General features: G+C 61.5%; 25 protein-coding genes. 19 read left to right on the top strand and 6 right to left on the bottom strand.

The genetic code is table 11. The features are described from left to right. Positions 1–138 precede the first annotated feature (138 nt). Positions 139–927, top strand: a complete 789-nt coding sequence (locus ACSQ8V_RS31815; RefSeq protein ID WP_436208449.1) for a GntR family transcriptional regulator — start codon at positions 139–141, stop codon at positions 925–927. A 27-nt stretch (positions 928–954) separates the two neighbouring features. Here the strand turns inward: ACSQ8V_RS31815 and ACSQ8V_RS31810 are convergent, their stop codons facing one another. Next, positions 955–2,037 carry an aldo/keto reductase gene (locus ACSQ8V_RS31810; RefSeq protein ID WP_436208448.1) on the bottom strand — a complete coding sequence of 361 codons (1,083 nt, stop codon included), beginning with the start codon at positions 2,035–2,037 and terminating at the stop codon, positions 955–957. A 117-nt stretch (positions 2,038–2,154) separates the two neighbouring features. Between ACSQ8V_RS31810 and ACSQ8V_RS31805 the strand changes: the two genes are divergently transcribed. The 3 genes from ACSQ8V_RS31805 (at position 2,155) to ACSQ8V_RS31795 (ending at position 5,470) form a co-directional block, all read left to right on the top strand. After that, positions 2,155–3,111, top strand: a complete 957-nt coding sequence (locus tag ACSQ8V_RS31805) for an AraC family transcriptional regulator N-terminal domain-containing protein (protein WP_436208447.1) — start codon at positions 2,155–2,157, stop codon at positions 3,109–3,111. A 200-nt stretch (positions 3,112–3,311) separates the two neighbouring features. Next, positions 3,312–4,424, top strand: coding sequence for a porin (locus ACSQ8V_RS31800; protein WP_436209220.1), 1,113 nt, complete (start codon positions 3,312–3,314; stop codon positions 4,422–4,424). Between the two features lie 2 nt (positions 4,425–4,426). Continuing rightward, positions 4,427–5,470, top strand: coding sequence for a nucleoside hydrolase (locus tag ACSQ8V_RS31795; RefSeq protein WP_436208446.1), 1,044 nt, complete (start codon positions 4,427–4,429; stop codon positions 5,468–5,470). A gap of 21 nt (positions 5,471–5,491) precedes the next feature. Here ACSQ8V_RS31795 and ACSQ8V_RS31790 read toward each other — a convergent pair whose 3' ends face one another. Continuing rightward, positions 5,492–6,400, bottom strand: a complete 909-nt coding sequence (locus ACSQ8V_RS31790; RefSeq protein WP_213768369.1) for a LysR family transcriptional regulator — start codon at positions 6,398–6,400, stop codon at positions 5,492–5,494. A 92-nt stretch (positions 6,401–6,492) separates the two neighbouring features. On the opposite strand from ACSQ8V_RS31790, the gene ACSQ8V_RS31785 reads away from it, so the two are divergent. From ACSQ8V_RS31785 to ACSQ8V_RS31775, 3 genes are all read left to right on the top strand, one after another. Continuing rightward, positions 6,493–7,842, top strand: a complete 1,350-nt coding sequence (locus ACSQ8V_RS31785; RefSeq protein ID WP_436208445.1) for an NCS2 family permease — start codon at positions 6,493–6,495, stop codon at positions 7,840–7,842. A 27-nt stretch (positions 7,843–7,869) separates the two neighbouring features. Next, positions 7,870–8,964 (top strand): adenosine deaminase family protein, encoded by a 1,095-nt coding sequence (locus ACSQ8V_RS31780; RefSeq protein WP_436208444.1) that lies wholly within the window; start codon positions 7,870–7,872, stop codon positions 8,962–8,964. Between the two features lie 163 nt (positions 8,965–9,127). Then, a complete protein-coding gene (locus ACSQ8V_RS31775) occupies positions 9,128–10,438 on the top strand; it encodes an MFS transporter (protein ID WP_436208443.1) in 1,311 nt (436 codons plus the stop codon). Positions 10,439–10,464: 26 nt separating this feature from the next. On the opposite strand, the gene ACSQ8V_RS31770 is transcribed toward ACSQ8V_RS31775, so the two are convergent. Further along, positions 10,465–11,529 (bottom strand): helix-turn-helix transcriptional regulator, encoded by a 1,065-nt coding sequence (locus ACSQ8V_RS31770; RefSeq protein WP_436208442.1) that lies wholly within the window; start codon positions 11,527–11,529, stop codon positions 10,465–10,467. 363 nt (positions 11,530–11,892) lie between these two features. On the opposite strand from ACSQ8V_RS31770, the gene ACSQ8V_RS31765 reads away from it, so the two are divergent. Continuing rightward, entirely contained in the window at positions 11,893–12,177 is a 285-nt protein-coding gene (locus ACSQ8V_RS31765; RefSeq protein WP_436208441.1) for a hypothetical protein, read from the top strand. 275 nt (positions 12,178–12,452) lie between these two features. On the opposite strand, the gene ACSQ8V_RS31760 is transcribed toward ACSQ8V_RS31765, so the two are convergent. Then, complete coding sequence (locus ACSQ8V_RS31760; protein WP_436208440.1) at positions 12,453–13,613, bottom strand: citrate synthase family protein; 1,161 nt, start codon at positions 13,611–13,613, stop codon at positions 12,453–12,455. Positions 13,614–13,712: 99 nt separating this feature from the next. On the opposite strand from ACSQ8V_RS31760, the gene ACSQ8V_RS31755 reads away from it, so the two are divergent. Beyond that, positions 13,713–14,234: a DinB family protein gene (locus tag ACSQ8V_RS31755; RefSeq protein WP_213768364.1), complete on the top strand. Its 522-nt coding sequence runs from the start codon at positions 13,713–13,715 to the stop codon at positions 14,232–14,234. An 88-nt stretch (positions 14,235–14,322) separates the two neighbouring features. On the opposite strand, the gene ACSQ8V_RS31750 is transcribed toward ACSQ8V_RS31755, so the two are convergent. Next, entirely contained in the window at positions 14,323–14,886 is a 564-nt protein-coding gene (locus tag ACSQ8V_RS31750) for an N-acetyltransferase family protein (protein WP_436185673.1), read from the bottom strand. A 324-nt stretch (positions 14,887–15,210) separates the two neighbouring features. On the opposite strand from ACSQ8V_RS31750, the gene ACSQ8V_RS31745 reads away from it, so the two are divergent. Together ACSQ8V_RS31745 and ACSQ8V_RS31740 are read left to right on the top strand one after the other, a co-directional pair. Beyond that, positions 15,211–15,960 carry an SH3 domain-containing protein gene (locus tag ACSQ8V_RS31745; protein WP_436185672.1) on the top strand — a complete coding sequence of 250 codons (750 nt, stop codon included), beginning with the start codon at positions 15,211–15,213 and terminating at the stop codon, positions 15,958–15,960. Between the two features lie 272 nt (positions 15,961–16,232). After that, positions 16,233–16,709: an EamA family transporter gene (locus ACSQ8V_RS31740; RefSeq protein WP_436208439.1), complete on the top strand. Its 477-nt coding sequence runs from the start codon at positions 16,233–16,235 to the stop codon at positions 16,707–16,709. A 744-nt stretch (positions 16,710–17,453) separates the two neighbouring features. On the opposite strand, the gene ACSQ8V_RS31735 is transcribed toward ACSQ8V_RS31740, so the two are convergent. Beyond that, entirely contained in the window at positions 17,454–18,761 is a 1,308-nt protein-coding gene (locus ACSQ8V_RS31735; RefSeq protein ID WP_213768361.1) for an MFS transporter, read from the bottom strand. Positions 18,762–18,951: 190 nt separating this feature from the next. Between ACSQ8V_RS31735 and ACSQ8V_RS31730 the strand changes: the two genes are divergently transcribed. The 8 genes from ACSQ8V_RS31730 to mdcH are packed head-to-tail and all read left to right on the top strand — an operon-like array spanning position 18,952 to position 25,835. Beyond that, positions 18,952–19,692 (top strand): GntR family transcriptional regulator, encoded by a 741-nt coding sequence (locus ACSQ8V_RS31730; RefSeq protein WP_213768360.1) that lies wholly within the window; start codon positions 18,952–18,954, stop codon positions 19,690–19,692. A 45-nt stretch (positions 19,693–19,737) separates the two neighbouring features. Then, positions 19,738–21,414, top strand: a complete 1,677-nt coding sequence (gene mdcA, locus ACSQ8V_RS31725) for a malonate decarboxylase subunit alpha (protein ID WP_436208438.1) — start codon at positions 19,738–19,740, stop codon at positions 21,412–21,414. A 6-nt stretch (positions 21,415–21,420) separates the two neighbouring features. Continuing rightward, positions 21,421–22,278: a triphosphoribosyl-dephospho-CoA synthase gene (locus tag ACSQ8V_RS31720; RefSeq protein ID WP_436208437.1), complete on the top strand. Its 858-nt coding sequence runs from the start codon at positions 21,421–21,423 to the stop codon at positions 22,276–22,278. A 15-nt stretch (positions 22,279–22,293) separates the two neighbouring features. After that, entirely contained in the window at positions 22,294–22,596 is a 303-nt protein-coding gene (locus ACSQ8V_RS31715) for a malonate decarboxylase subunit delta (RefSeq protein WP_062086412.1), read from the top strand. Then, complete coding sequence (locus tag ACSQ8V_RS31710) at positions 22,593–23,438, top strand: biotin-independent malonate decarboxylase subunit beta (protein ID WP_436208436.1); 846 nt, start codon at positions 22,593–22,595, stop codon at positions 23,436–23,438. The genes ACSQ8V_RS31715 and ACSQ8V_RS31710 overlap by 4 nt, the downstream gene beginning before the upstream one ends. Next, positions 23,438–24,283 carry a biotin-independent malonate decarboxylase subunit gamma gene (gene mdcE, locus ACSQ8V_RS31705; protein ID WP_436208435.1) on the top strand — a complete coding sequence of 282 codons (846 nt, stop codon included), beginning with the start codon at positions 23,438–23,440 and terminating at the stop codon, positions 24,281–24,283. The genes ACSQ8V_RS31710 and mdcE overlap by 1 nt, the downstream gene beginning before the upstream one ends. After that, positions 24,268–24,909: a malonate decarboxylase holo-ACP synthase gene (locus tag ACSQ8V_RS31700; protein WP_436208434.1), complete on the top strand. Its 642-nt coding sequence runs from the start codon at positions 24,268–24,270 to the stop codon at positions 24,907–24,909. The genes mdcE and ACSQ8V_RS31700 overlap by 16 nt, the downstream gene beginning before the upstream one ends. Next, complete coding sequence (mdcH, locus tag ACSQ8V_RS31695) at positions 24,906–25,835, top strand: malonate decarboxylase subunit epsilon (protein WP_436208433.1); 930 nt, start codon at positions 24,906–24,908, stop codon at positions 25,833–25,835. Before ACSQ8V_RS31700 ends, mdcH begins: the two co-directional genes overlap by 4 nt. Positions 25,836–25,879 lie beyond the last annotated feature (44 nt).

Here is a 25,879-nt window from a genome sequence, read left to right as displayed (position 1 = left end):
GCATGCAAAATACTTTATCGCACCGTCGCGACGATCGGAAGCGATAAATGCTTGTTTTTATTAGGTGAAAACCCGTCCCTCCAAATTTTCCGGCGTCGTACGGTAAAATCGCGCCAACAGAATGGGTAGAGGTATTGAATGCAAAATGAACATTTGGCGGATTTGCAAATTGCACAGATTGCGCAGATCGCGACCACGCTCCCCAAGGTCGAGCGGCAACGGCTGCACGACACGGTGGTCGAGCATCTGCGTAATTTCATCGTCGAGGGCTTGCTCGCGCCGGGCGTGAAGCTCAACGAACGAACGTTGTGCGAGACGCTGGGCATTTCACGCACGCCGTTGCGTGAGGCGCTGAAGGTGCTGGCGTCCGAAGGACTGATCGATATCCTGCCGAACCGGGGCGCGTCGGTGTCACAGATGAGCGAGGCGGAGATTCGCGAGACCTTCGAGTTGATGAGCGGGCTGGAAGCGTTCTCGGGCGAACTCGCGTGCGAGCGGATAACGTCCACCGAACTGAGCGCAATCAAGGCGCTGCATTACGCCATGCTGGCGTGCCGGGAGCAGAACGACCTGTCGGGGTATTACAGCCGCAATCAGGCCATTCACGACAAGATCAACGACGCCGCGCGTAATTCGGCGCTGCGGCAGACCTATGTATCGGTGAACCGGCGGCTGCAGGCATTACGGTTCCGGTCCAACTTCCAGACGGTGAAGTGGGACAGCGCGATCCGCGATCACGAAGCGATGATCGAGGCGCTGGAGGCGCGCGACGGCAAGCGCATGGCGTCGATCCTGCGCGGCCATTTGCTGGCCAAGCGCGATGCAGTGCTTGCCGAAAGGACCATGACGACGCTGCGCACGCGCTCGGAGGGCGGCACGCTGCCTGACGCGCCGCCGGGGTTAATAACGCCGGGTTCGACACCATAAACCCTCGGCGCCGTTACTCCCTTGCCCTCAATATCGATGCGCGTTTTCGGATAGCAGGGGCAAGACCGCCGTCCGCTGACCATCGACGGTTGCGCCTGCAAAAGCAAAGCTCGGAGAAAGATCCCTGTTGAGATCGGCGGGGAAGTTGAGAACGGGCTTCGATGCTTCGTCGAGGGTCGCGATCTGCGCCTCAGTCAGCTTGAGGTCGAGCGCGGCAAGATTCGCCCTAAGCTGTTCAATCCGGCGTGCGCCAAGGATCGTCGATGTCACGCCCGGCCGGTTTTGTACCCATGCAAGCGCAACGGCCGCCGGAGTGGCGTTCACTTCCCTGGCAACGGCCGTCAGCGCATCGATAACCTGAAAATCCTTCTCGCCCGGCAAACCGACCAGAGACCCGCGATCCGACGCCACGGTACTCACATTCTCACGGCTGTATTTGCCCGACAGCCAGCCGTTCTTGAGAGGACTCCAAGGCATCACGCCGATGCCAAGCTCTTGCGCCATCGGCGTCAGTTCTCCCTCCACGGTCCGTTGCAAAAGGGAGTATTCGATCTGCATCGCGATCAACGGCGTCCACCCGCGGAATTGCGCAATGATCTGCGCCTGCGCGACCTTCCAGGCGGGCGCGTCGGAGAACCCCAGATAACGCACCTTGCCGGCGCTGACGAGATCGTCCATTGCGCGCATCGTCTCTTCAATGGGCGCGGTGCGGTCCCAGTTGTGCATCCAGTACAGGTCGATGTAATCCGTCTGCAACCGGCGCAGCGATTCCTCGCATTGCTCGACGATTGCCTTGCGCCCGGCCCCGCCACCGTTCGGATCTCCGCGATGCAGATTGCCGAAGAACTTCGTGGCAATGACCGTGCGATCCCGACGGCCTTTTTGCCGCGCAAAGAAATCGCCGATGATCTTTTCGGAATGGCCGACGGTGTAGATGTTGGCGGTATCGATGAAATTGCCGCCCCGGTCGAGATACTCCGCAAGGATGGTTTCTGCTTCAGCGGGGCTCGAGCCCCAGCCCCAGTCTTCGCCGAAAGTCATGGTGCCGAGACAAAACGGACTGACGCGAAGGCCGGAGCGGCCGAGGGTGACGTACGAATCCAGCGACATGATGTTTCTCCTGAAATTGACGGGTTGGCTCGACGTCAATAAAACCATCGCGCGCCTTCCCGGCGATAGACCAATGCTCGCAGGCTCTTGCACAATCCTGCCAATATTGAGCGAATCATGCGTGCGGTGCTTGCCGTGCTTGCAGTTGGCGCGTCTGCCGCTTACCGTGGCGAGATGGACCATCTCGCCGAACTTCGCACGCTGATCACCCGCCACGCCCGCGCCGACATGATGGTCGAAGCGCTCCCGGGCGTCGCCGTCATGGCTTCCGACACAACCACCGAGCCGATCTACCATGTGTACGAACCCACGCTTGCCGTGATCGCCCAAGGCACCAAACGCACGGTGCTGAACGACAAAGTATTCGAGTACCGCGCGGGGCAGTACCTGGTAGTGTCCGTCGATTTGCCGATTACCGGTCATGTAGTCGAGGCGAGCGAGCGCGAGCCTTTTCTCGCGATGGGGCTGGTGCTGAAGCCGGCGAACATCGCCACCTTGCTGCTCGAGACTGCGACCGGCGACAGGAGCGTCGCCGAGCCTTTGGGTTTGGCTATCAGTCAGGCATCGCCGGAGTTGCTCGATCCGATCGTGCGCCTGCTTCGCCTGCTGGATCGTCCTGAGGATATCCTCGTGCTCGCGCCCATGCTCGAACGCGAAATTCTCTGGCGGCTGCTAGCGGGCGAACAGGGTGCGATGGTGCGGCAGATCGGTCTCGCCGACAGCCGTTTATCGCAAATCAGTTATGCCATCCGCTGGATTCGCGGCCACTACGCCGAGACGCTCGCGACTGAAGCGCTCGCCGGGCTCGTCGGCATGAGCGTTTCGTCGTTTCACCGGCACTTCCGCGCAGTTACTTCGATGAGCCCGCTTCAATATCAGAAGCGCATACGCCTGCAGGAGGCGCGTGCACGGCTGCTGGCGGAATCGGGAGACGTTGCTGCGGTGGGATTCGAGGTGGGCTACGACAGCCCGTCGCAGTTCAGCCGCGAATACAGCCGCCTGTTCGGCGCGCCGCCAGGCCGGGACGTGGCGCGCTTACGCACCGTGCCGACGCTGGAGCAAGGCATCGCCTGAACGGTCGGACGCGCCTGTCAGCGCGTCCTCAACCCACGCACATTCTCCACACCTACAGCTCCTTGTATAAATCCATTTGATGGGTTGATAAGAAATCACAATTATTTTTATGGTTTTCGGCTTTGTACAGTCCGATGCACTTACAACGCGCCACGCAACGAAAAACGAGCGCGACAAGAACATTTACTCGCCACCGGACCATCATGAAACTACTCAAGCTTGCTCCTCTCGCGGTGCTGGGCGCCTTCACGGTGTCGTCGTATGCACAGAGCAGTGTCACCCTTTACGGCCTGATTTCAGGAGGTGTCGGCTTCGCGACCAACCAGGGCGGTCACAACGCTTATGAGGCGCTCAGCGGCACGAACCAGAATCCTCGCTGGGGCCTGAAAGGACGGGAAGACCTGGGCGGTGGTTTGAGCGCGGTGTTCCAGCTTGAGAACGGTTTCAACATCATGAGCGGCGCGGCCTCCCAGAACGGCCGCGAATTCGGCCGGCTGGCGTATGTCGGTCTCGCCGATAAAACCTACGGCACGCTGACCCTCGGCCGCCAGTACGACACGATCCACGATTACATCGGCCCGGTGATCATCGCGAGCAACGGCGTGAATATCGGCGATAACGACAACGGTTATAACGACATTCGCGTCCAGAATTCGGTCAAGTACGTGAGCCCGAATTATCGTGGGCTGAAGGCCACCGCCATCTATGGCTTCAGCAATTCGACCGGCTTCGGCGACAACAACGCGTACAGCTTCGGGGTCGGTTACGAGAACGGCCCGCTGAAGTGGAGCGCGGTCTACGCGCAGTACAACCACCCGTACAGCCCCACGAATCAGGACGGCGCGATCTCCAACGACTACGCATCACCCATCCTGATCTTCAATAAGAGCGCGACCAACCCGTCCGTGTTCGCGAGCAAACAGCGCATTGCCGGCACCGGCGGTTTCTACACCATCGGTCGAGCACAATTCGCCGCACTCTTCACCGATGTCCACTACGATTACCTCGACAACTCCCACCTGCACTTGCAGAACTTCGGCGTGAACGTGGTGTACACCATGACCCCGGCGCTGTTCCTCGGCGCGGCCTACGGTTACACGGACGGCAAGTACGACGTCATCAACCAGAAGCCGCAGTGGCATCAGGTGAACTTGCAGGCAGACTATTTTCTTTCGAAGCGTACCGACGTAGCGTTGACGGTGATTGGTCAGCTAGCCGCCGGCGACGCGCAGCATGCGCAGATCTTCGCGTTCGCGCAGTCAACCACAACGCGCCAACTGGTCGCGACCATCGGCATGCGCCACGTATTCTGACCATGAGCCAAACTTTTAACGTTCCCCGTCGCACGTTCCTCAAGGCATCGGTCGCGCTGACTGCCGGTGCGTTGTTCAACCCGCTCGCGCAGGCTGCCAACGAGCGGCGCACGGTGATCATCGACTGCGATCCGGGTCAGGACGATGCCATCGCCATCCTCTTCGCACTCGGTGCGCGCGACCGGCTCGACGTGCGCGCACTGACCGCCGTTGCGGGCAACGTGCCGCTGAACCTGACCGAGCGCAACGCGCGCATCGTGCGTGACTGGGCAGGTCAGACAAAGACCTTGCCGGTGTACGCGGGATGCCCGCGTCCGCTGATGCGCCCGCTGATTACCGCGGCGAACGTACATGGCAAGACCGGCCTTGAAGGCGTGGAATTGCACGAACCGCTGGCGCCGGTCGCGCCGCAACACGCGGTGGCGTATCTCATCGAAACGTTGAAAGCGGCCGCGCCCCACAGCGTGACGATCTGCGCGATCGGACCGCTGACGAACCTGGCGACCGCGCTCACCGAAGCGCCCGAAATCCGCGAAGGCTTGCGCGAAATCGTGCTGATGGGCGGCGCATTCTTCGAGCGCGGCAACATCACGCCGGCCGCCGAATTCAACGTCTACGTCGACCCGGAAGCGGCGAGCATTGTCTTCGCGAGCGGCGTGCCGATCGTCGTGCTGCCACGCGATGTCGCCGTGAAGGCGCCCATCACGCCGGCACGCATCGCACCCATCCGCGCTATCGGCAACCGTTGCGGCGCGATTGTCGCGGACATCATGGCGGCGGAAGTGAAGTATCAGAAGGGCCGGCGCGGCGTGGAAGAAGCACCCGTGTACGACCCCACCGCAGCGGGTTATCTCGTCGACCCGAGCTTGTTCAAGGGCCGCCTGGTCAACGTAGTGGTCGAAACAACCGGGCAATGGACGCTGGGCGAAACGGTGGTCGACTGGAGCGGCCATAGCGGCCGTACGCCGAACGCGACCTGGATCACCGACGTCGATGCCGACGCGTTTTATGCCGCGTTGCGGGCCAGCATCGCTACGCTACCTTGAGCCGACGTTGTGACCCATGCTTCAAATGTGCGCGGCAATATAGTCCCAGCACGCTTTCGCATGCGGGCCGCGATCTTCGCCCACCAGCGAGATCAACGCAATGGCACGCGTGACGCGCGGTTTGTCGAGGCGCAGCGCCACGAGCTCGGGATCGTGCAGATGCAATGTGTAAAGGCTCGGCAGCACCGCAATCGCGAGTCCATTGCGCGCCAGCGCGTAGAGTGGCTCGGAGTATTCCATCCGGTACGCCACCGAGAGACGCAATTTTTCATCGCCACTCGTGCGATGCAGCGCGTCGCTCACACTGCCGCGCACGAACACGGCGAGATCGCGGCCGACAAGCTTCGCCCACGGCAGGGTCTTGCGTTTGGCGAGCGGGTCGTCGCGCCGCAGGACCACGACGATCTCGTCTTCGAAGACGTCTTTGAAACGCAGGGCCTCGTGGTTCGCTTCCGGCTCATGCACGCCAATGCCGATGTCCGCGACGCCATCGCGCACAGCGTCGATCAGCGCGCTATTGGGCAGGTCGGTGAGCGTGAAGCGCAGCGACGGCTGTTGTTCGCGGAACGCGTTCAGCACCGGTAGCAGACGCCCCGCCACCGATGGAATCATCGCGATGCGCACCGTCTGCAGTTGCTCGGCGAAGGTGCTGGCCATGTCGTCGAACGTACCGCGCGCGTGGTTGAGCAGGCGTTCGGCGAGCGGCAGTATGCTGGCGCCGGCAGCAGTCAGCGTGAGGCGGTGAGCGGAACGCGCGAACAATGGACCGCCGAGCAGGAACTCGATCTGCCGGATCGCGGCGGTCAGGGCAGGTTGTGTCAGCGAAAGCGATTGCGCCGCTTGTGTGAAGCTGCGCGCATGCGCGAGCGCAACGAAGTACTGCACTTGCCGCAACGTCAGCGCGGGTAAGAGGGACGAACGATCGGACATTGAGCGCCACAGCTTGGGGACAATGCGCCGCAGTATAAAGCGCGACCAAGCCGGCACAGGTAAAGGAAATAATAGTGAACAAGGAATCTTCGATGGCTTCTCCCGACCTCGCCGCACCAAAAACATCGGGCGGCTGGCTGGATCGCCGCTTCGCATTGAGCGCTCGCAATACCAGCGTGCGCATCGAGACGCTTGCAGGCGTTACGTCGTTTCTCGCGGCGGCGTACCTGCTCGTCGTGATCCCGTCGCTGCTCGCAACGGGCGGCATGGATCGGGGTGCGGCGACCACGTCGACCATCATCGTTTTTGTTTTGAGCACCATTTTCATGGGGCTTTATACGAATCTGCCGTTTATCGTCGGGCCGGGGATTGGCGGCTCGGTGATCCTTGGCGTGACGCTGGCGGCGACCGAACACGTCGCCTGGCAAACCGGTCTCGGCATTGCGTTTATCTCCGGCGTGCTGTTTCTGATCCTCACGCTGGTCGGCGCACGCAGTCTGGTCGTGCGGCTGATCCCGGCTCAGATCAAGCTCGGTCTGGGCGCGTCCATCGGACTCTTTATCGCGGTGCTTGGCTTCCGTAACGCGGGTATGGTCATCGCAAACGCAAAGACCAATGCGCTGGCCCTCGGCGATTTTTCGCGGCCCGGCACGATCGTCGCGTTGATCGGTTTGGCCGCAGCCGTGGTGTTGCAGGGGCGGCGCGTTCCCGGCGCCATTCTCTGGGCAATCCTGATCGCGGCGGCGGCGGGCGTACCGCTGGGCGTCACGCATCTGCCGCAAGCCATGATCTCGTTGCCGCACGACATCATGCCCGTTGCGTTCAAGCTCGATATTCCGGGCGCGCTGACCGTTGCTGCCATTCCTTATTTGTTCGTGTTCTTCGCAGCCGAATTTTTCTCGACACTGGGCACGACGCTCGCGGTCGGCGCCAAAGCGAACCTGCTCGATGAAAACGCCAACCTGCCGAATATCAACCGTCCGTTCCTCGTCGATTCGATCGCAGCCACGCTCGGCCCCGTGTTCGGTATTCCAGCGCTCACGGCGCTGGTCGAATCGGCGGCGGGCGTGGAAGCGGGCGGGCGCAGCGGCCTCTCATCGCTGGCTGCGGCAGGCATGTTCGCGTTGATGCTGCTGTTCGTACCGGTCGCGCTCGCGATTCCGAAGGAAGCCACCGCGCCAGCGCTGATCCTGATCGGCCTGTCGATGTTCAGCACGATCCGCCACGCGCATTTCGACGATTTCACGGACGCTTTCCCGGTCCTTTCCATGGTCCTGCTCACGCTGATGTCGAACAGTTTCGGCACAGGGATTGCGGGCGGCTTGTTGTGTTTCGTGATCGTGAAGCTGCTTGCAGGCCGCTTTAAAGAAGTCCCCTGGGGTCTTGTCGTGCTGGCGATTCCGCTTGGTTATTACTTCTGGACCGTTGTTAAACACCATTAATCCTGCACTCCCGCAAGTACCTGGAATATGAACGAGACATTTGGCAATGTGCCCGCTTCACGCACCGGCATCAAGATCACGCCTGCGCATCGGGCATTTTTCAAGGCAATCCCGAAGGTCGAACTGCACTGCCATTTGCTGGGCGCGGTTCGGCACCAGACGTTTATCGCGTTGGCCGAAAAAAGCCATGCGCCGATCGAGCGGACGGAGATCGATGCGTTTTATACGCGCGGCGAGAAGCCGGTTGGCGTGTTGCGCGTGCTGCGCGCGCTTGATGAATACCTGCTCACCAACGCCGATGACCTGCACCGCATCACGTACGAATATCTGGAGGACGCCGCCGCGCATAACGTGCGCCACGCAGAATTCTTCTGGAATCCCACCGGCACGGTACGGGTATCGAAGATTGCGTACGGGGATGCGCAGGCCGGCATTGTCGCGGCGATCCGCGATGCATCGCGGGACTTTGGAATGTCCGCGCTGCTGATTCCAAGTATTGACCGGGAGGCCGATCCCGACGAAGCGGTGACCCTGGTCGAGTGGATGAAAGCCCATCGCGCCGATGAAGTCGCCGGCATTGGCGTGGATTATCGTGAAAATGACCGGCCGCCGGAATTGTTCTGGAAGGCTTATCGCAATGCCCGAAACGCAGGCTTCAAGACTACAGCGCATGCGGGCGAGTTCGGCATGCCTTGGCGCAATGTGGAAACTGCGGTTGAGCTGCTGAAGGTGGATCGTGTCGATCATGGTTATACGATCGTCAATAATCCCGCGCTGGCCGCCAAATATGCCGCGTCCGGCCTGGTGTTCACGGTCGTGCCTAGCAACTCTTATTACTTGCGCATTTTGCCGCCGGAGAAATGGGCGGAGTTGCATCCGATCCGCCGCATGCCCGGGCTTGGTTTGAAGATTCATCCAAATACCGACGACCCGGCGCTGCACAAGGTGAATCCGAGTGAAGCGTGGGAACTGATGTTCAGCCATTTCGGCTTTGGCATCGGCGATTTGAAGGGTTTCATGCTCAACGGCATCGACGGAGCATGGGTCGATGGCGCGACGCGCGACGCGTGGCGAGCCCAATGGCCGGGTGAATTTGACGCGTTGGCCGAGCAGTTGCCATAGGGGTTGGATAGGTTTTGGGCGCTGGCGGTCGGTGGGAGATGTTGAAGGCTGGGTCGGGGTCAGCGCCGATGCGGCCTCAAGCACAAATAGTCGCGTTGCCTTATCATTGCCCCGCATCGCCCAAGCCAAAGATAGCAACTCATGCGTAACGCGTGCGTAACTTATGCGTATCGGCACCGCCGCCCCCAAGACCGCGCCTATGCACCCCGCAGCAGACCACCTGACCCACACCCCAAAAGCAAAACCCGCCCGCGTCGTCCTGGCTACCATCATCGGTAACGCGTTTGTCGCGTACGACTTCACGGTCTACAGCTTCTCCGCCGTCATCATCGGCAAGCTATTCTTCCCGTCGCACAACCCGCTGTCCTCACTGCTGCTCTCGCTTGCGACCTTCGGTGCGGGCTTCGTCATGCGCCCGCTCGGGGCAATCATCATCGGGCAGATCGCCAACAGCCGGGGCCGCAAAGCCGGCATGACCTGGTCGCTCGCATTCATGACACTCGGCACATGGCTGATCGCCTGCCTGCCCACGGTTGCTTCCATTGGCCCGGCTGCAACGGTGTTGATGGTTCTCGCGCGACTCATGCAGGGGCTCGCGGCAGGAGGCGAGATCGGGCCGGCGTCGGCCGTGCTGATGGAGTCGGTCCCGCGCAACCGCCGCTGTTATCTCACCAGTTGGCGTGGCGCGAGCCAGGGCGCGGCCGCATTTGCCGCCGCGATGGTCGGCGCAACTACCACCGAGCTGCTCTCGCCGGCCGACATGCACGAATGGGGATGGCGGATTCCGTTTGTGCTCGGTGGGTTGATCGGCCCCGTCGGCTGGTATCTGCGCCGGAGCATGCCTTCGATTGTCGTGGAGGTACCCAAGCGCCCCCGGCTCGCGACTCTGTTCTCAAAGCACGCCCGCCCGCTGTTCTACGGAACATTGATGATGGCCGCGCCGTCGATCGGTATCTACATCACGGTGTTCTACATGCCGAGCTATCTGGTGCGCACGTTGCATCGGCCCCCGGCCATCAGCCTGCTGACCGCCAGCCTGTCCGGTCTCGTGATCCTGGTGGCGAACCCGCTGGTGGCCCGGATCGCCGACGGCCAAAAGCGCCGCAAGCCAATCCAGTACCTGGCGCTCGTGATCTGTCTTGTGCTGACTTACCCGGCCTTCTTCGCCTTGAGAATGGGCGTAGGCAATGTCACCGCGCTGCTGATCATCCTTGGGTATGTGGCGGTCGCGCTCAGCAATGCCGGCGCGAGCACGGTGATGATGCTGGAGGCCTTTGCGCCGCAACATCGCGCCGCCGCGCTTTCCATCATGTACAGCTTCGGCGTGGCGATTTTCGGTGGCTTCTCGCCGCTTATCGTCACGTGGCTGATCGCCGCGACCGGCAATCCGATGATACCCGCGTGGTATCTGATCGCCGCCATCTGCATCACGCTTTTTGCCCTGCAGCGCTTCCCCGAAACGGCGCCCGACTGATTGGGCTGGCGCGCCGGGTTATCGCGCTATCTGCCGCCTGGCCCGTACGACGACATCAGGTCCAGCTTGCTCGCCCGCTGCAACTCGAGCGCGCGAGCGCGCGCATCTTGCGGGCTCATGCCGTAGGCGCGGCGAAACGCGCGCGTAAAATCCGACGCGCTGTTGAACCCCAGCCCGTAGGCAATATCGACAACCTGAAGGTGGGGGAAGCGGACCAGCTCGTCAGCCGCCTCGCGCAAACGGCGATTGCGGATATACGCGCCCAGTCCGCCCTCATGCTCGAACCAGCGGTAGATCGTGGCGCGCTTCAAGTGCAGCGCATCCACCACGCTGGTTGGCGAAAGATCAGGCTGGTTGAGATTCGCTTCGACATACCGCCGCACCTGGCTCATCATGGCCGCCTGCACCGCCGCGCGGGCGTCGCCGGTCAGCCTTGCCTGCTTGCGGAAAGCCGCGAGCAGCAGTTGCGCGCCGGCATCCATTTCCCGCGCCGCCTGCGCAGCGTTCATTCCGGCCAGGTCGCGGCTCAGCGCCAACGCGTGATTCGTCACCAGTTGGGTCAACGGCGCGCCGTGCTCGACCGCGCGGCCATGAATCGAATCCGCGTCTGGAATCGCGGCCTCCACGACCGCTCTCGGCACGAACATGGTCAACACCTGGCACGCAGACCGCTCGGTGCGAAACGGCTGGTCCATGTCGAAAACGACTATTCCCTGAATCGGATTCGGGGCGCTGCGTTTCTTCTGCATGCCCACTACCGCGTCGACCTCGCCCTGGACGAATATGTGGAAAACATAGTCCCGCCGAACGTCGGCGGACACTCTCGCAACCGAGCGTTCAAGCGACATGGCGTCGGTGACGGCATCCGTAAAGACGAAATCGCCCACTGCATACCGGTCGATACGGCCGTTAAAGCCGCCCGCGATCTGCGCCTTCGAAGGCAGGACATCGATGACATGCCCCACCCGGTCGCGCCAAGCGAGGAGCTGCTGGTCCACCTCCGAGGCGTACGTGCTGAAACTGCTGCGGACGATGCCAGCGTCCGGCGCGGCAGCCTGAGCGAGCCCGTCGCGGCGGGTATACGAAGCCATTTTCATTACCTGTTAGTGCCTCCAAACAGCCGATCCATCCCGCCCGGGTCGCGATGATCAATTTATTTCGAGAACTGAGACATAGGGTAAAGCCTGCCAAAAACTGTGCGCTATCTTCAGATTAATAACTTCGCTGTCCATTCCGCATCATGAGAGGCAAATGCCTTGTTTACGGCATTGCAAGCGGGAAGCGCAGGCTTTTCCATCAAAAGGCGGCGGGAGCGGAAAACAAAACCGCCCCGCCCGTTCACCGCCATGGGTATGTGTATTGGCAGAATGAGCAGCCTGATCAGCGATGTCCGGACGAATTGATTGCAGCACCCTTCCTGAGGCAGCTCAGCGAAGCAGACGAGATATCAGCAAATGAGCGCTTTAAAGAAAGCACCGTCGCTTAATCCCGGCAACTTGATGCCCGCAAGTTTAGCCGATCGCCAGCTTGACCATATCGAGCGCATGGTCAGGTCCGTCATGCGCGTCAATTCGGCTGGACCCGTCCACGGCATGGACCAGGAGTACTGGGAAAGCCGGCTCCGGGTCCTGATGAATGAGAGCGATCTTGTGGCAGTGCAACAACACCGGGTGAAACGATTATTACTGGATCTGGCCAAGCGCGCACGGTCGAACGCACTGACACAAACGGCAGCGTGAACCGCGAAAGGACGAACGGGGATCGGAAGAACGCGCGTTAAGCGCGGGCACAGGTTGCAACCTGGAAGCCTATTGATGGCGGCAACACGGGATCGACCGCGAATCTCCCCGATGCCGCGCGCAATCACCACGACTGGCATCAAGCCGGTGATCTATGAGCATTCGGCTTCGAGCAAATCGTCGATGCTTACCGCTTCCTTTCGAGCGCAGCACACGTCGGAAAAGTCGCCCTCGACCTGGATGCTTGAACTAATGATTCTGTTGCTCGGGCAGAATCACGCCGCGGGCTTCGGTTGTAGCCCGATATAACGTGCGCGAGGCCGGATCAGGCGGCCCGTTTGCGCTTGCTCCAGCGCGTGCGCGAGCCAGCCAGCACAGCGCGCAAGCGCGAACAGCGACAGCGGCGCATGCGTCGGCAGATCGAACGCAGCGGCAAGAACCGCCAGCGCGAAGTCAACGTTCGGCCGCTCGCCAACCGCCCTCTCCACGCATGTGGCAAGTTCCGCGTAAAGCGGCGGCACGCTTACTGTGCTGAGCAGAGCGCTCGCCCTTGGGTCCCCATCGGCATATAGCGGATGCCCGAACGCCGGAAACGCGCGGCCTTGCGCCAGCCAGTCATGCACGGCCGCTTCCGGGCCGATATCGGCTGCCAACTCGATCAGCGCGCGAACCGACGACGATGCCCCTCCATGCAACGGTCCAGTGAGCGTAGCGAGGCCAGCCAGCACGCCAGCCGATAACGACGCGCCGGTGGAGACGGTGACGCGCGCCGCGAAGGTCGATGCATTCAGTTCATGATCGGCGAGTAAAACGAGGGCGCGCCGAATTGCGTCTTCCGCCTCGCTGCGTCCCCACGATACGGCCAGGCGCTCGCTTAACGTGGGTCCTGCGCGCGAAGAAGCTGTACCGCCAAGGATGGCCTGTGCGAGCGTCGAAAGCACGCTGGCGGCCTCGTCTCGCAGCACAGCAGGCGTGCGTCCACTCGATGGCAAATCACGCGCGCTACGCCTGGCCAAAGCGACGAGACTCGCGGTCAAAGGATCGTCGGCGCCGGCGGCCTTGCGCGCAACCGATGGTTTGATCAAGACCGCATCGGTCTCCCATAACAGCCCGGTGACTTCCTCAAACGACGCCGTGTTCGCGAGCTCGACGGCATCCCGCCCGCGATACCAAAGCTTGCCGTTCGATACCGTCGAGATAGCGGAAAGCAAAACGGGATCACCCCAGTCGATTGTCTGCGCTGCGACCTTCTCGACCTTGCGCTGTCCGCTACGGCGCTCCGCCATCCGCAATACATCGTCGCGGTGATAAAGGCTGCGGCGAGGGTCTGTCTTATCGGACTTTGCGCGGATTTTTCCGCGACTCACGTTCGCATACAGCGTCTGCGCGCGGACGTTCAATACGCTCAAGGCCTCGGCCGCCGTCATCCATGCCATGGGGATCTCACATTGATGAATTGAATCAAGATTGACGTCAACTCTATCAATATTAATATCCATGCAGGACGAACGATTTAAAGCCGCAAGGAGGACGACATGCAGAGCCTGTTCAAACAGCACTTCGACACATTCGCGCGCTACAACGCCTGGGCGAACACACGACTCTTCGATGCCGCCGCGCTCCTCAGCGACGCCGATTATCGAGCGGACCGGGGCGCGTTTTTCAGATCGGTACACGGGACGCTCAATCACTTGCTCGTGACCGACCGCGTATGGATGTTTCGTTTCACCGGCGAGGGGAATTCACCTGACAGGCTCGACGCGATCCTCTTCGAGGAACTTGAGTCGCTGCGCCATGCGCGTGAGAGGGAGGATGCACGGATCGTGCGGCACGTAACAGGGCTTGATGATGCTTCGCTGGAAGGCACGATCACGTACCGGCGCGTCTCCACGCCGGACGCGATCACGCAACCTCTCGCGCCTGCACTCGCGCATTGGTTCAATCACCAGACGCATCACCGTGGCCAGGTGCATGCGCTGCTGACCGGTATAGCGGGACGAGCGCCGGAACTTGATCTGCTTTTTTACCAACGTCTCGCGGAGAAGGGGCTTGCTTGAGCGACAGCTATCGCGTGCCACGCTGTTTTCCTGTTTGTCAGGGAACTGCCGCCCGCGCTCGCCCTGCGATGAAGCGGTTAGCAGTTACTCAGGTCCCGCCGAGCGCGCAACAGTATCGAAGCTCGGTCAGCCACTTGCCGCCGAGTTGAACGCCTCTGCTCGAGTTATCGCAGACAAAGCCGCTTCGTTTATAGAAGGCGCGCGCGCGACGATTGTCCAGCAAGACCCACAGGGCGACATCGGTATATCCCGCGGATTGCAGCGCGTGCCGTGCAGCATCGATCAATCGCTTGCCGACGCCTTTGCGCCAGAAAGCCGGCGCGATGTAAAGCGTCTCCACTTCGGCCCAGCGATGATCCTTGTCCCCGTCCCGTGAGTCCCCGAATGCAACCCAGCCGAGAATCGCTTCGTCGGCATCGGCATCGGCGTGAGCGATCAGCACCCGGGGCCTTCCGGCGATGATCGACTTACGCCATGCCTCGCTTCGTTGCGCCACGGCCAGATTCGCCAGGTAGGCCTCGGGCAGGATTCCCCGATAAGCCGCCTGCCATGAGTCCACGTGAATCGTGGCGATAGCCTGCGCGTCTTCGACCGTGGCCTCGCGTATTCCAACAAGCATGCGGTGTCCCTGGTTGATGTTGGTTGCGACCATGACGCCGCTTCGAGCGTCTCCATCTCGGGCGGGAGCGCCGCGATCCTCGTAATCCTCATGTCAGGTGTTGTCGCCATTCTGCGTCAACGGTGGATTCGCCGCGGCGATGCTTGGGCGGACCCCAAGCGCTGCGGATCATCAGGGACGGATTCAAGTTTATCCAAATTTCTGTTTCGGGAGGTTTCACCCGCATAGACGCCATGAAGAGTGAACTCCATACTTGCTTAATCCGTCCGGCTTTCGGGATGTCGGGATCGAATACTGCTATTAAGGGGACGGTTCCCGATAAGCATCGGAAGTCGCACTCCAACGATGAGAGGCCACATGCGAAAACAATTGCTTCAATGGGGTTGTATTGGATTTGCGGGGTTACTGGCGATGCCGGGCGTGACGTTCGCGCAGCAGCAGGCGTACACGAATAGCCCGGTCAACATGCGCGCCGGGCCGGCGAGCGACTATCCGATCGTGACTCAATTGCCGGGCGGCGTGCCCGTCACGGTCATGGGTTGCGTCAGTGGCTACACCTGGTGCGACGTGGTGGTGCCCAACTTGCGCGGCTGGGTCTACGCGGGGCGTCTCAGCTATCCGTATCAGGGTGGCAATGTACCGATCCTGACTTACGGAACCACGATCGGTTTGCCTATTGTGACGTTTTCCATCGGTTCGTACTGGGGCAGTTATTATCGCGGCCGCCCTTGGTATAACCAGCAATCACGCTGGGCGAATCATCCGCCTCCTGGGCGCGGTCCCGGCCGCCCGCCGGGTTATGGCGGACGTCCTCCGCCGGGACCGCAGCCCGGTCATGGCGGCGGTCGTCCTCCTGGACCACCACCGGGTCAAGGTGCGGGTGGACGTCCTCCCGGACCACCGCCGGGTCAAGGTGCAGGTGGGCGTCCTCCCGGACCACCGCCCGGTCATGGCGCTGGCGGCCGCCCTCCAGGGCAGCCCGGCGGCGGTGGGCGCCCTCAGGGACCACCGCCGAGTCATGGCGGCGGAGGGAACAATGGTGGTGGCCACGGCGGTGGGGGGCAAGGCGGCCACGGCGGTGGAGGCAACCAGCAGCAGCACGGTTAACCGCTATCTTTTGACGGTCGGCGGCAATGGTGCGCCTCTGCGCCGCCGGCAACATGCGGGCGACGACGGAAACATCGCGGGTTTCGCGTCGCTTGCGCCTGCGCCAGGCATTTGGAAATTTGCCTTCCCGACCAGACGCCTGCTTCGGCGGGCGCTTGAAGCACCGATAAGAAAAGAAAACGCTACGCGGGATAGCAGAACACTCGAGTCAGCAACAATGCTGCAAGCCGATGTTTCGACGCCGTGCAAGCATTAAGACTTCCGCCGCCAAGATGGCTTTTGTGCTGCTCTGGTCGGGAGGATTCCCGATAGCGAAGATGGCAGTCGGATATGCACCGCAGCTAACCTTGCTGGCGTTGCGATATGGATGCACCGTCTGCCTGCTCATCCCGCTCTTCGTCATCATCAAGCCTGCGCTGCCGAAGAATCGAACTGCCTGGGGAAATGTCGGGTTGGTGCTTTCAGTGTTAGTGGTCGGGGTCTATGCTGGGTTGGTGCTTTCAGTGTTAGTGGTCGAGGGTCAATGCCGGGTTGGTGCTTTCAGTGTTAGTGGTCTGCGAGAGTCGGATTTTCTCTTTATCACTATTAGCCACTGTGCGTGGCGGCACGTCATTTCTTTGTCCAAAGCGACAAAGAAACGAAGCAAAGAAAACGCTTTTAAACCACGCTACCCTAAGTGTCCACAGCGTGCAGTTTTGATTCATAGGTGCCCCAAAAGCACGGTGCTCGCCAGAGCGACGGATGTGTGAACCCCTCCTTCTCGCGAATCCTGACACGAACACGCTTCGCCCCGTACGCTCTCGGGCAAGCACAATTGCTAAGGAACCCGCACGGCCTTACGGGTATTTACGGCTGCGGTTTTTTGACAGGTTAGCTACCGGGTCTGTGCGACCGTATTCATAGGCCACAGCTTCATGCGTGTTTGTGGTTACTGCTTCAGTTTTTGTGAATTGGCTGCGCGTTCTGTACAGCTATTTTCGTCGGTTACGGCCGCCCGCATCTTCGCGACCTCATTTCCAGCAGGGTTGGCGACGTGGTTCGAGGCGCGTACACATTTGGAGGGAGGTTGTCCGCGGATAGCGCGGGGTGCTCCTTGGGCAGGTTCAATCACTGGTGGCGAAGCGTGTGGGTATCGGTGTTCGGAGAAGGAGGGTTTCACACATCCGTGGCTCTGGCGAGCACCGTGCTTTTGGGGCACCTATGAATAGAAACTGCACGCTGTGGACACTTAGGGTAGCGCGGTTGAAAGCGCTTTCTTTGCTTCGTTTCTTTGTCGCTTTGGACAAAGAAATGACGTGCCGCCACGCACAGTGGCTAATAGTGATAAAGAGAATATCCGACTCTCGCAGACCACCACGGCCGAAAGCAGCAACCCGGCATAGACCCCTGACCACTAACGCCGAAAGCAGCAACCCGGCATAGACCCCGACCACTACCCCCCAAACCACCACCCCCGACCAACATCCCCTCCCCGTCCACCAGCGCGAGCGCCCCTAACCTGGTAAATCCTGCCCCTTCGTTTCCGGCGCGAACGGAATCACCGCCAACCCGATCACAAACGCGATAGCGGTCAGCGCAATAGGCATGCCGAGCGTCTTCATGTGCAACACCATCGCGCCGATCCCAAAATTCACAATGGCCCCGAAGAAGCGCCCTATCGAAGTGCAGAACGCAAACGCCGTCGCTCGAACGCGAGTCTCGAACTGCTCCGGCAGCCACAGACTGAACAACGCGAAATTACCACCAAAAAAACCAAGCACGACCAACAGCGCGATGAACGGCACGAGTCCATTCTCGAGATAAAACGCCCAACCAAACGCCAGTGCGATCGACACCGCCATACCCACGAAGTACACAGCAAGCGTGAGTTTGCGCCCAATACGTTCAGCCATTGGCGGCAACGCGAGACAGCCGATGATCGTTCCGATGGACAACAAACCCGTCGCAATCGACGCAGTCCGGGATGCATCCGCCTTCGTCATTCCAGCTTTGGTCGCAAGCTGAATAACCGCCGACGGTTCATACACCGCGCCCGCCCACAGTCCAATAATCGCAACAGTCAGCAACACAGTCGCAACGATGGTGCGCTGCCGATATTGCGCCGAGAAAATCGATCGCAGCGAACCCGCCTTCTTGACCACGGTTGCCTCGACCTTCTGCCACTTGTCGGTTTCCTTCACGCGCAGCAACACCACAATGGACACCACCACCGGCACGATACCGACAAGGAACATCGCGCGCCAGCCGAAGGTCGCGCCGATCGTATAGTTAAGTGCGGCAGCCATGAAGAAGCCCGCGTAATACCCCGTCTGGAGATACCCCGCGCCCATCTTGCGGCGATCCTCCGGCCACGCTTCCGCCACATAGGTCCCGGCCAGCGCCCACTCCCCGCCAATACCCACGCCCGCAAGAAAACGATAGATACCCAGCTCCCAGACGGTATGTGAAGTCGCCGCGAGTCCGGTAAAGATCGCGAAGGTGAAAATAGTGGCGGCAAGCACCTTGGTGCGTCCAAAGCGGTCAGCGAGTGGCCCCCAGATGAACGACAGCCCCCAACCCACAAGGAACAGCGCGAACAGGATGGAGCCTGCCAGCCCGACATTCGCGGGCGTGGCTGCATAGCCGGACTTCGGCAGCAGTTCAGTCAGCGCAGGCGCCAGCACCAACGCATAGATGAAGGAGTCCATGCCATCGAGCGTCCATCCGGCCCAGGCACCCCAGAAGCCTACGATCTGTGTCCGGTTCAGTGGCGTACGGATGCGCCGGTTGGCGCCTATCGAACGTTCCAGCGTGCTTGGCATGACTGTCTTCCTGGTAGGTGTAAACCTGAATGAGTCTGATATGAACGACGCGCTCTGTTTGCGAGTCCGGACGTCTGCGCTTGAGCACCGGGTCTGCTTTTCAGGCCCCAAAAGTGCATTTTCATATATAATATTTGAAAATGAGCTGTTGACCACTCCGCACTTGTACCTAGCTTCGGTAGAAAAAAGCATGAAAAACGAGCTGAATCCCCTTTTTCGCGAGGCGCAATTCGAGCCACGCCAGAGCACGTCGCGTTATATAGCGGACGCGTTGCGCTCGGCTATCGTGGAAGGCACGCTTCTGCCGGGCGAACCGTTGCGTCAGGACGCTATTGCCAGGCAGTTCTCCGTCAGCGCCATTCCTGTGCGCGAGGCGTTCAGGCAGCTGGACACCGAGGGCTGGGTCACCATTGAACAGAACCGTGGTGCGTCGGTCAGCCTGCAATCGCCCGATGAGGCCCGCGAGATCTATGAGATCCGCGCGTCGCTGGAAAGTCTGGCGATCGGCATTGCGATCGAGCGCCATACAGACGCAACACTGGCCGAGGCGCGCCGATTGCTTGAGGCCGCCGCCAGCGAACAGGATCAGGCGCTGTATGTAGTACGTAATGAGCAGTTCCACATGAGCCTGTACGCGCCCGCTGAGCGCCCCCATTTGATGGAGTTGATTGGTACGATGCATCGGCGGGGCGAGCGTTATCTGCGGCTCAAGTTCGGCATGCCCACGTTCAAGGGACAGTCCGACGCCGAGCACGAAGCCATTCTTGACGCGCTGCATGCCCGCGATATCGAAGCGGCACAAACGCTGGTCGCACGCCATCTGCTCGCGACCGGCGAACTGGTTTATCGTTTTCTCCACGACGCTCAAGTGCAGGCTCAGGCCACGCAGCCAAAGAAGCGTCGCCGTCCTTCCACTGCGCGGTCAGCCTGAGCGCTGATTTCGTTCCGCTGATCCTGCTCAATACGAGGCCACCGCATGAATCCTCCCGCACAAGCCGACACCACCCCAGCACCACGCCAGTGGAACACGCGTGCGCTGGAAAAGGCCCGGCGCCTGAAGGCTATCGAAGGCTGGCTCGACAACGGTGTGCTCAAGGCTGAACGCATTGTCGACGCCCTGGAAACACTGATTCAATCTGGTGATCGCGTCGCGCTGGAAGGCAACAACCAGAAGCAGGCCGACTTTCTTTCGCGCGCATTCGCGAAGCTTGATCCGGCGCGCGTGCATGACGTTCATCTGCTGATTTCCAGCATCAGCCGGCCCGAGCATCTGACGCTGTTCGAACGCGGCATTGCGCGCAAAGTGGACTTCTCGTTTGCAGGGCCGCAGAGCCTGCGCGTCGCGCAGTTGCTCGAAGACGGGCAGCTCGAGATTGGCGCGATCTATACGTATATAGAACTGTATGCGCGCATGTTCATCGACCTGACGCCGCAAGTCGCGCTGGTCTGCGCGGTGCAGGCCGATCGCCACGGCAATTTGTATACGGGCCCGAACACCGAGGACACGCCGACCATTGTGGAGGCGACCGCGTTCCGTCATGGCATCGTGGTGGCGCAGGTGAACGAGATCGTCGATGAACTGCCGCGCGTCGATATCCCCGGCTCGTGGGTCGATGTCGTCGTGCAGGCCGACCGGCCGTTTGCCGTCGAACCGCTGTTCACGCGCGATCCACGTCATATCGGCGAGTTGCAGATCCTCATGGCAATGATGACCATACGCGGCATCTACGAACGTTATGGCGTAACCGCGCTGAACCACGGCATTGGCTTCGACACCGCCGCGATCGAATTGCTGCTGCCGACCTATGGCGCAGCGCATGGGCTGAAGGGCAAGATCTGCACGCACTGGGCGCTCAATCCGCACCCCACGCTGATCCCCGCCATCGAGAGCGGCTGGGTGGAAAGCGTGCATTGCTTCGGCAGCGAAGTGGGCATGGAGGATTACATCGAAGCGCGCTCGGATGTGTTTTTCACCGGCCGCGACGGCAGTCTGCGATCAAACCGCGTGTTGTGCCAGCTTGCGGGTCAATATGGCGTGGATCTTTTTATAGGCTCGACGCTGCAGATGGATGCCGACGCGAATTCATCGACTGTCACGCTCGGCCGCCTTGCCGGATTCGGCGGTGCACCGAACATGGGACACGATCCGCGCGGGCGCCGCCATTCGAGCGCGGCGTGGTTATCGCTGATGAAAAAAGATGGGCCGAACAGCGATATCGGGCGCGGGCACAAGCTCGTCGTGCAAACCGCCGAGACCTTCAAGAAGGGCGGTGAGCCGACTATTGTCGATGCCCTCGATGCAATCGCCGTCGGCAAGCAAAGCAACATGCCCATAGCCCCGGTCATGATCTACGGTGACGACGTTAGCCATGTCGTGACCGAAGAAGGGATCGCGTATTTGCACGCGGCCGAAGGCGTGGAAGAGCGCCGCGCGGCATTGCGCGCCGTGGCGGGGGTTACACCCATCGGCATGCGCGCCGACCCCGCCAAGACGGCGGAATTGCGGCGGCGTGGCATTGTTGCGTACCCGGAAGACCTCGGCATCCGGCGCGGCGAAGCGAAGCGCTCGTTGCTGGCGGCACGGAGTATCGACGATCTGGTCGCGTGGTCGGGCGGGCTGTACCAGCCGCCGGCACAATTCCGTAGCTGGTGAAACGCGATGGCCTGCACTCAACCCGTATTCATCGACGTTGCCTGCGCTCCGTCGGCCCTCGCGGATCTGGCAGTCGCCGCGTTGATCGATGAGGCGTGCCTCACGCCGAAACCCGCGCTCGTGGACCGGCGTGGCAGCGGCGCGCATCGTGATCTCGATCTCGACACCATGCTGCGTTCGGCGCGCTCGTTGCGGCCGACTTTTCTCGCGCTGGCTCGCGCGGCCGTTGATCAAGAACCTTCGCAACGGCTGCGCGAACAACTTGCGCGTATTGGACGTGAAGGTGAAGCGGCGATGCTGCGCGCAACAAATGGCAGCAATGCGCATCGCGGGGCGATCTGGATTGTCGGCTTGTTATGCGCAGCCGCAGCAATGAGCCCTTTGGGAGAGCCCTTCGAACTTTGCGCGCAAGCGGCAGTCATTGCTCGCTTCGAGGACCGTTTCGCGCCAGCGCCCACTGCGCTGAGCAACGGAGCGCGTGTGGTCCAGCGCTTCGGCGTGGCCGGCGCACGCGGTCAGGCTGCGGAAGGTTTTCCGCACGTGCTCGATGTCGGCTTGCCCGCGCTGAATCGATCGCGTCAGAACGGCGCAACCGAAGATGAAGCGAGGCTCGATGCACTGCTTGCCATCATCGCGACGCTCGACGATACCTGCCTGCTGCATCGCGGCGGCCAGGTCGCGCTTGAGGTCGCGCAAAGAGGCGCCCGCGACGCACTGCAAGCAGGCGGCGCAGCACAACCGCAAGGCCGCGCCGCGCTCGCCCGCCTCGACCAACGTCTAACCGAATTGAACGCATCTCCCGGAGGCGCGGCGGATTTGCTGGCTGCCACCCTCTTCCTCGATACCCTGCCGCGCGTCGGCTGACGCGGAGAATACGCCATGGAAAACTTGCGCTACGAATATCCCGCCACCCGCCCCGTGCCGCAACGCGCGCATGTGGGCGTGGTCGGCTCGGGCGACCTGGAGATCCTGCTGTCGCCGTCGGAGAGTCAACATGCGGAAGTCGTGATCCGCACGAGCGTGGACGGTTATGAACACGTGTGGAAAAGCGTGCTCGACCGTTTCTTCTCGCGCTACGACGGCGCCGCGCGCCTCGAACTCAATGACTTCGGCGCAACGCCCGGCGTTGTCATGCTGCGGCTCGCCGAAGCGGTGGAAGCGAGCGAAGGAGACGCATCATGAGCGTTCACGAAACCTTCATCGCCCGGCATAGTTTTATCGAACTGACCGCGCGTGAACGTGCCCGTGCACTGCTCGACGCCGGCACCTTCCGCGAGTTGATCGGGCCGTTCGACCGGCTCGAGTCGCCGTGGCTCGCCATGCAGAATGTGGTCTGTCAGGCCGATGACGGCGCGGTCATTGCACGCGGTACGCTTGGCGGCGAAGCGGCGGTCATCGCAGCGATCGAGCCTGCGTTTCAAGGCGGCAGCATCGGCGAGGTGTCGGGTACGAAGATCGCGGCGGCGCTCGAAATGGCCGTGCGCGAGTTCGAAGCAGGCCGCAAGATCCTGCCAGTGATCCTGTTCGAAACGGGTGGCGTCAGGCTGCAGGAAGCGAATCTCGGTCTCGCGGTGATCGCGGAGATTCACGCGGGAATCGTCGCATTGCGGCGGCATGTGCCGGTGGTCGGCGTGATCGGCGGCATGGTCGGCTGCTTCGGCGGGATGTCGCTGGCAGCGGCGTTGTGCACGCGGTTGATCATGACGCGGCAGGCACGGCTCGGGATGAACGGGCCTGAAGTCATCGAACAGGAAGCGGGAGTGGAAGAACTCGATTCACACGACCGGCGCCTCATCTGGTCGATGATCGGCGGCGAGCAACGCGCGGCCGTGGGCCTGGTCGATACCCTCGTGGAAGACGATACCGATCAGGTTCGCGACGCCGTGCTCGGCGCGTTCGCAAGCGGTGTGCCGGCGAGCCATCGAACAGAACAGGTCGATGCACAACTTGAACGGCTTGCGCGCGTGGACCCATCGGCAATCGATCCCGCTGTGTTGCGGACGCTTTGGCAAGGAGAGGTTTGATGAGCGCATCACGTGGGCAAATCTGGTTCGACGCCCTGACGTCGAACGCGTCGAACGAGCGCTCGGCTTCGGGCAATGAAGGCAACGAAGGCAACGAAGGCCCGATCCGCAGCGCCGACGCACCGCTTGGCGACACAAGCGCGCGTTTCATCACCGTCGTTCCCGATCCGCATAACCGCTTTCCGCGTGCAACCGATAACGTGGTCGGCCTCGAACAAGGCTGGCTGCTCGCGCGCGCCGTGCGTAACGCGATGGAAGCGGACCGCGATGCTTCGGTGAAGCGCCCGATCGTGGCTATCGTCGATGTGAAGAGCCAGGCTTATGGGCGCCGCGAAGAACTGCTTGGCGTGCATCTCGCATGCGCCGCCGGCGTCGATGCGTATGCAAGCGCACGGCTCGCCGGTCATCCTGTGATCGCGTTGATTGTCGGCCCGGCGATGTCCGGTGCGTTCCTCGCGCATGGTTATCAGGCGAACCGGATCGTCGCGCTGGACGCGGACGGTATCGCCGTGCATGCAATGGGCAAGGAAGCGGCCGCGCGGGTCACGCGCCGCAGCGTTGAAGGACTCGATGAACTCGGTGACCGCGTGTTGCCGATGTCGTACAAGATAAGCGCTTACGCGAAGCTTGGGCTGCTGCATGAGCTTATCGCCGGAATCAATGCGGATACCCCCGGGCACGAAGATATCGAGCGCGTGCGTGGGTCGTTGATCGCTGCCATTGACGATGCGCGCAAAGGTCCGCGTGATCTCTCATCGCGGTTGCAGTCGGCGGATGCCAAGCGGATTCGCGCGGCGTCAATAGAAGTCCGCAAACGCATGGCGGAGCAATGGGACGCGTCGTGAGTCCACATGACCTGTTGCGGCTCCCGCCGGGTACGCCTGATTTTTCCGATGCCCCGGCGTGGGTGGCAGCATCGCTGAAGCGAGCACCGTTCGTGGTGGTTCGACGGGCGGTGTCAGTGAATGCGTTGATCGCGGTCGGTATTCGCGGCACGATCCGCAGCGAACGTTTCGGCTCATGGCTTGATCCGCGTTATGTTGAACAGGCCCTGGAACCCGAAACGCTTCTCGCAAACTCAAAGCCCTCAACGACGCGTGCAAAGTTGCCCGCGTTTGCATTGCTGCAAGCGGTCGCCCCACTCTGCGATGCAACCGGCTGCACGTGGGGACCTACTGGCAGCGTCGGCTTTGAACTCGCAAGCGGATATCCAACGGTCACGCAAACGAGTGATCTTGACCTGCTGCTGCGCGCGCCAGATCGACTCGATCGCACCGCAGCGAAGCTATTATTCGATACCCTCTCCCAAGCCGCACTCGACCACGGCACACGCGTTGATATGCAAATCCAGACGCGCGACGGCGCGTTCTCGCTGGCCGAATACGCGCATCCTGGCGCACGCGTGATGCTGCGTTGCGCCGATGGCCCGAAACTCGTCGCCGATCCGTGGCAGACGAGTCAAGCGGCATGATCGCGTTCCTTTTCCCTGGCCAAGGCTCGCAATTCGCGGGCTTTTTGCGCACGCTTGGAGGCACGACGCCGCACGCGCGTTTTGCTGAAACCATCGAAGAAGCGTCCGACGTACTGCATATAGACGTGCTCTCGCTCGATCACGCCGATGCTTTGAGTTCAACCGTCGCCGTGCAACTCAGCTTGCTTGTTGCGGGCGTCGCGACTGTGCGAGCGTTGCAGGATGAAGGCGTCGTGGCGGATGCGGTGGCGGGTTTATCGGTGGGGGCGTATGGCGCTGCGGTTGCGTGCAATGCTCTATCTTTCAGCGATGCCTTGCAGCTACTTCACCTGCGCGCGCAATTGATGGAGAGCGCTTTTCCGCACGGCTACGGGATGTTGGCGGTATCCGGCTTAAGCGAGCGCGAACTGAACGCCGTGATCGCGAATGCCCATACGCAAGCCGCTTACATTGCGAATTTGAATGCGCCACGACAGATCGTGGTGGCAGGCGCCGACGCCGATCTCGACTACGTTTCTAAACGCGCACTGGAAGCCGGCGCGCGCAAGGCCGAGCGGTTGGCGGTCAGCGTGCCGTCCCACTGCGTGCTCCTCGACGATGCCGCGCGCGAACTCACCGAAGCCGCGGGCAAGATCGCGTTCCGCGCGCCGACGATTCCCTATATCAGCAATCGCGGCGCACGGCCTTTGCGCCAGGCTGACGCTATCCGTACCGACCTCGCGACGAATCTCCGATATCCCGTTCGCTGGCACGACTCCACTATCGTGCTGAGCGAACTCGGCGCACGCGTGCTCGTTGAAATGCCGCCGGGGAGTACGCTGACGCAACTCGCGGAAGACGCGCTGCCGGGTATCGCCAAAGTTGCGATAGAACAGACATCGATTGCATCGGCCGCCGCGCTGATCCGGGCACGCGCCGCCGCCTAGTCGTGTTTGGTCCTTGAGCGTGCCGCCTGCTTCATCAGCCCTGC

It is taken from the genome of Caballeronia sp. LjRoot31 (assembly GCF_964253885.1).
Classification (GTDB): domain Bacteria; phylum Pseudomonadota; class Gammaproteobacteria; order Burkholderiales; family Burkholderiaceae; genus Caballeronia.
The sequence above is the reverse complement of the archived record's forward strand: the minus strand, read 5'-3'. Positions and strand labels throughout refer to the sequence as shown.

What these genes read in the sequence shown, in the direction of transcription:
- ACSQ8V_RS31815 (WP_436208449.1), top strand. Translation starts at nt 139, where the DNA reads ATGCAAAATGAACATTTGGCGGATTTGCAAATTGCACAGATTGCGCAG.
- ACSQ8V_RS31810 (WP_436208448.1), bottom strand. Translation starts at nt 2,037, where the DNA reads ATGTCGCTGGATTCGTACGTCACCCTCGGCCGCTCCGGCCTTCGCGTC.
- ACSQ8V_RS31805 (WP_436208447.1), top strand. Translation starts at nt 2,155, where the DNA reads ATGCGTGCGGTGCTTGCCGTGCTTGCAGTTGGCGCGTCTGCCGCTTAC.
- ACSQ8V_RS31795 (WP_436208446.1), top strand. Translation starts at nt 4,427, where the DNA reads ATGAGCCAAACTTTTAACGTTCCCCGTCGCACGTTCCTCAAGGCATCG.
- ACSQ8V_RS31790 (WP_213768369.1), bottom strand. Translation starts at nt 6,400, where the DNA reads ATGTCCGATCGTTCGTCCCTCTTACCCGCGCTGACGTTGCGGCAAGTG.
- ACSQ8V_RS31785 (WP_436208445.1), top strand. Translation starts at nt 6,493, where the DNA reads ATGGCTTCTCCCGACCTCGCCGCACCAAAAACATCGGGCGGCTGGCTG.
- ACSQ8V_RS31780 (WP_436208444.1), top strand. Translation starts at nt 7,870, where the DNA reads ATGAACGAGACATTTGGCAATGTGCCCGCTTCACGCACCGGCATCAAG.
- ACSQ8V_RS31775 (WP_436208443.1), top strand. Translation starts at nt 9,128, where the DNA reads ATGCGTATCGGCACCGCCGCCCCCAAGACCGCGCCTATGCACCCCGCA.
- ACSQ8V_RS31770 (WP_436208442.1), bottom strand. Translation starts at nt 11,529, where the DNA reads ATGGCTTCGTATACCCGCCGCGACGGGCTCGCTCAGGCTGCCGCGCCG.
- ACSQ8V_RS31765 (WP_436208441.1), top strand. Translation starts at nt 11,893, where the DNA reads ATGAGCGCTTTAAAGAAAGCACCGTCGCTTAATCCCGGCAACTTGATG.
- ACSQ8V_RS31760 (WP_436208440.1), bottom strand. Translation starts at nt 13,613, where the DNA reads ATGGCATGGATGACGGCGGCCGAGGCCTTGAGCGTATTGAACGTCCGC.
- ACSQ8V_RS31755 (WP_213768364.1), top strand. Translation starts at nt 13,713, where the DNA reads ATGCAGAGCCTGTTCAAACAGCACTTCGACACATTCGCGCGCTACAAC.
- ACSQ8V_RS31750 (WP_436185673.1), bottom strand. Translation starts at nt 14,886, where the DNA reads ATGGTCGCAACCAACATCAACCAGGGACACCGCATGCTTGTTGGAATA.
- ACSQ8V_RS31745 (WP_436185672.1), top strand. Translation starts at nt 15,211, where the DNA reads ATGCGAAAACAATTGCTTCAATGGGGTTGTATTGGATTTGCGGGGTTA.
- ACSQ8V_RS31740 (WP_436208439.1), top strand. Translation starts at nt 16,233, where the DNA reads ATGGCTTTTGTGCTGCTCTGGTCGGGAGGATTCCCGATAGCGAAGATG.
- ACSQ8V_RS31735 (WP_213768361.1), bottom strand. Translation starts at nt 18,761, where the DNA reads ATGCCAAGCACGCTGGAACGTTCGATAGGCGCCAACCGGCGCATCCGT.
- ACSQ8V_RS31730 (WP_213768360.1), top strand. Translation starts at nt 18,952, where the DNA reads ATGAAAAACGAGCTGAATCCCCTTTTTCGCGAGGCGCAATTCGAGCCA.
- mdcA (WP_436208438.1), top strand. Translation starts at nt 19,738, where the DNA reads ATGAATCCTCCCGCACAAGCCGACACCACCCCAGCACCACGCCAGTGG.
- ACSQ8V_RS31720 (WP_436208437.1), top strand. Translation starts at nt 21,421, where the DNA reads ATGGCCTGCACTCAACCCGTATTCATCGACGTTGCCTGCGCTCCGTCG.
- ACSQ8V_RS31715 (WP_062086412.1), top strand. Translation starts at nt 22,294, where the DNA reads ATGGAAAACTTGCGCTACGAATATCCCGCCACCCGCCCCGTGCCGCAA.
- ACSQ8V_RS31710 (WP_436208436.1), top strand. Translation starts at nt 22,593, where the DNA reads ATGAGCGTTCACGAAACCTTCATCGCCCGGCATAGTTTTATCGAACTG.
- mdcE (WP_436208435.1), top strand. Translation starts at nt 23,438, where the DNA reads ATGAGCGCATCACGTGGGCAAATCTGGTTCGACGCCCTGACGTCGAAC.
- ACSQ8V_RS31700 (WP_436208434.1), top strand. Translation starts at nt 24,268, where the DNA reads ATGGGACGCGTCGTGAGTCCACATGACCTGTTGCGGCTCCCGCCGGGT.
- mdcH (WP_436208433.1), top strand. Translation starts at nt 24,906, where the DNA reads ATGATCGCGTTCCTTTTCCCTGGCCAAGGCTCGCAATTCGCGGGCTTT.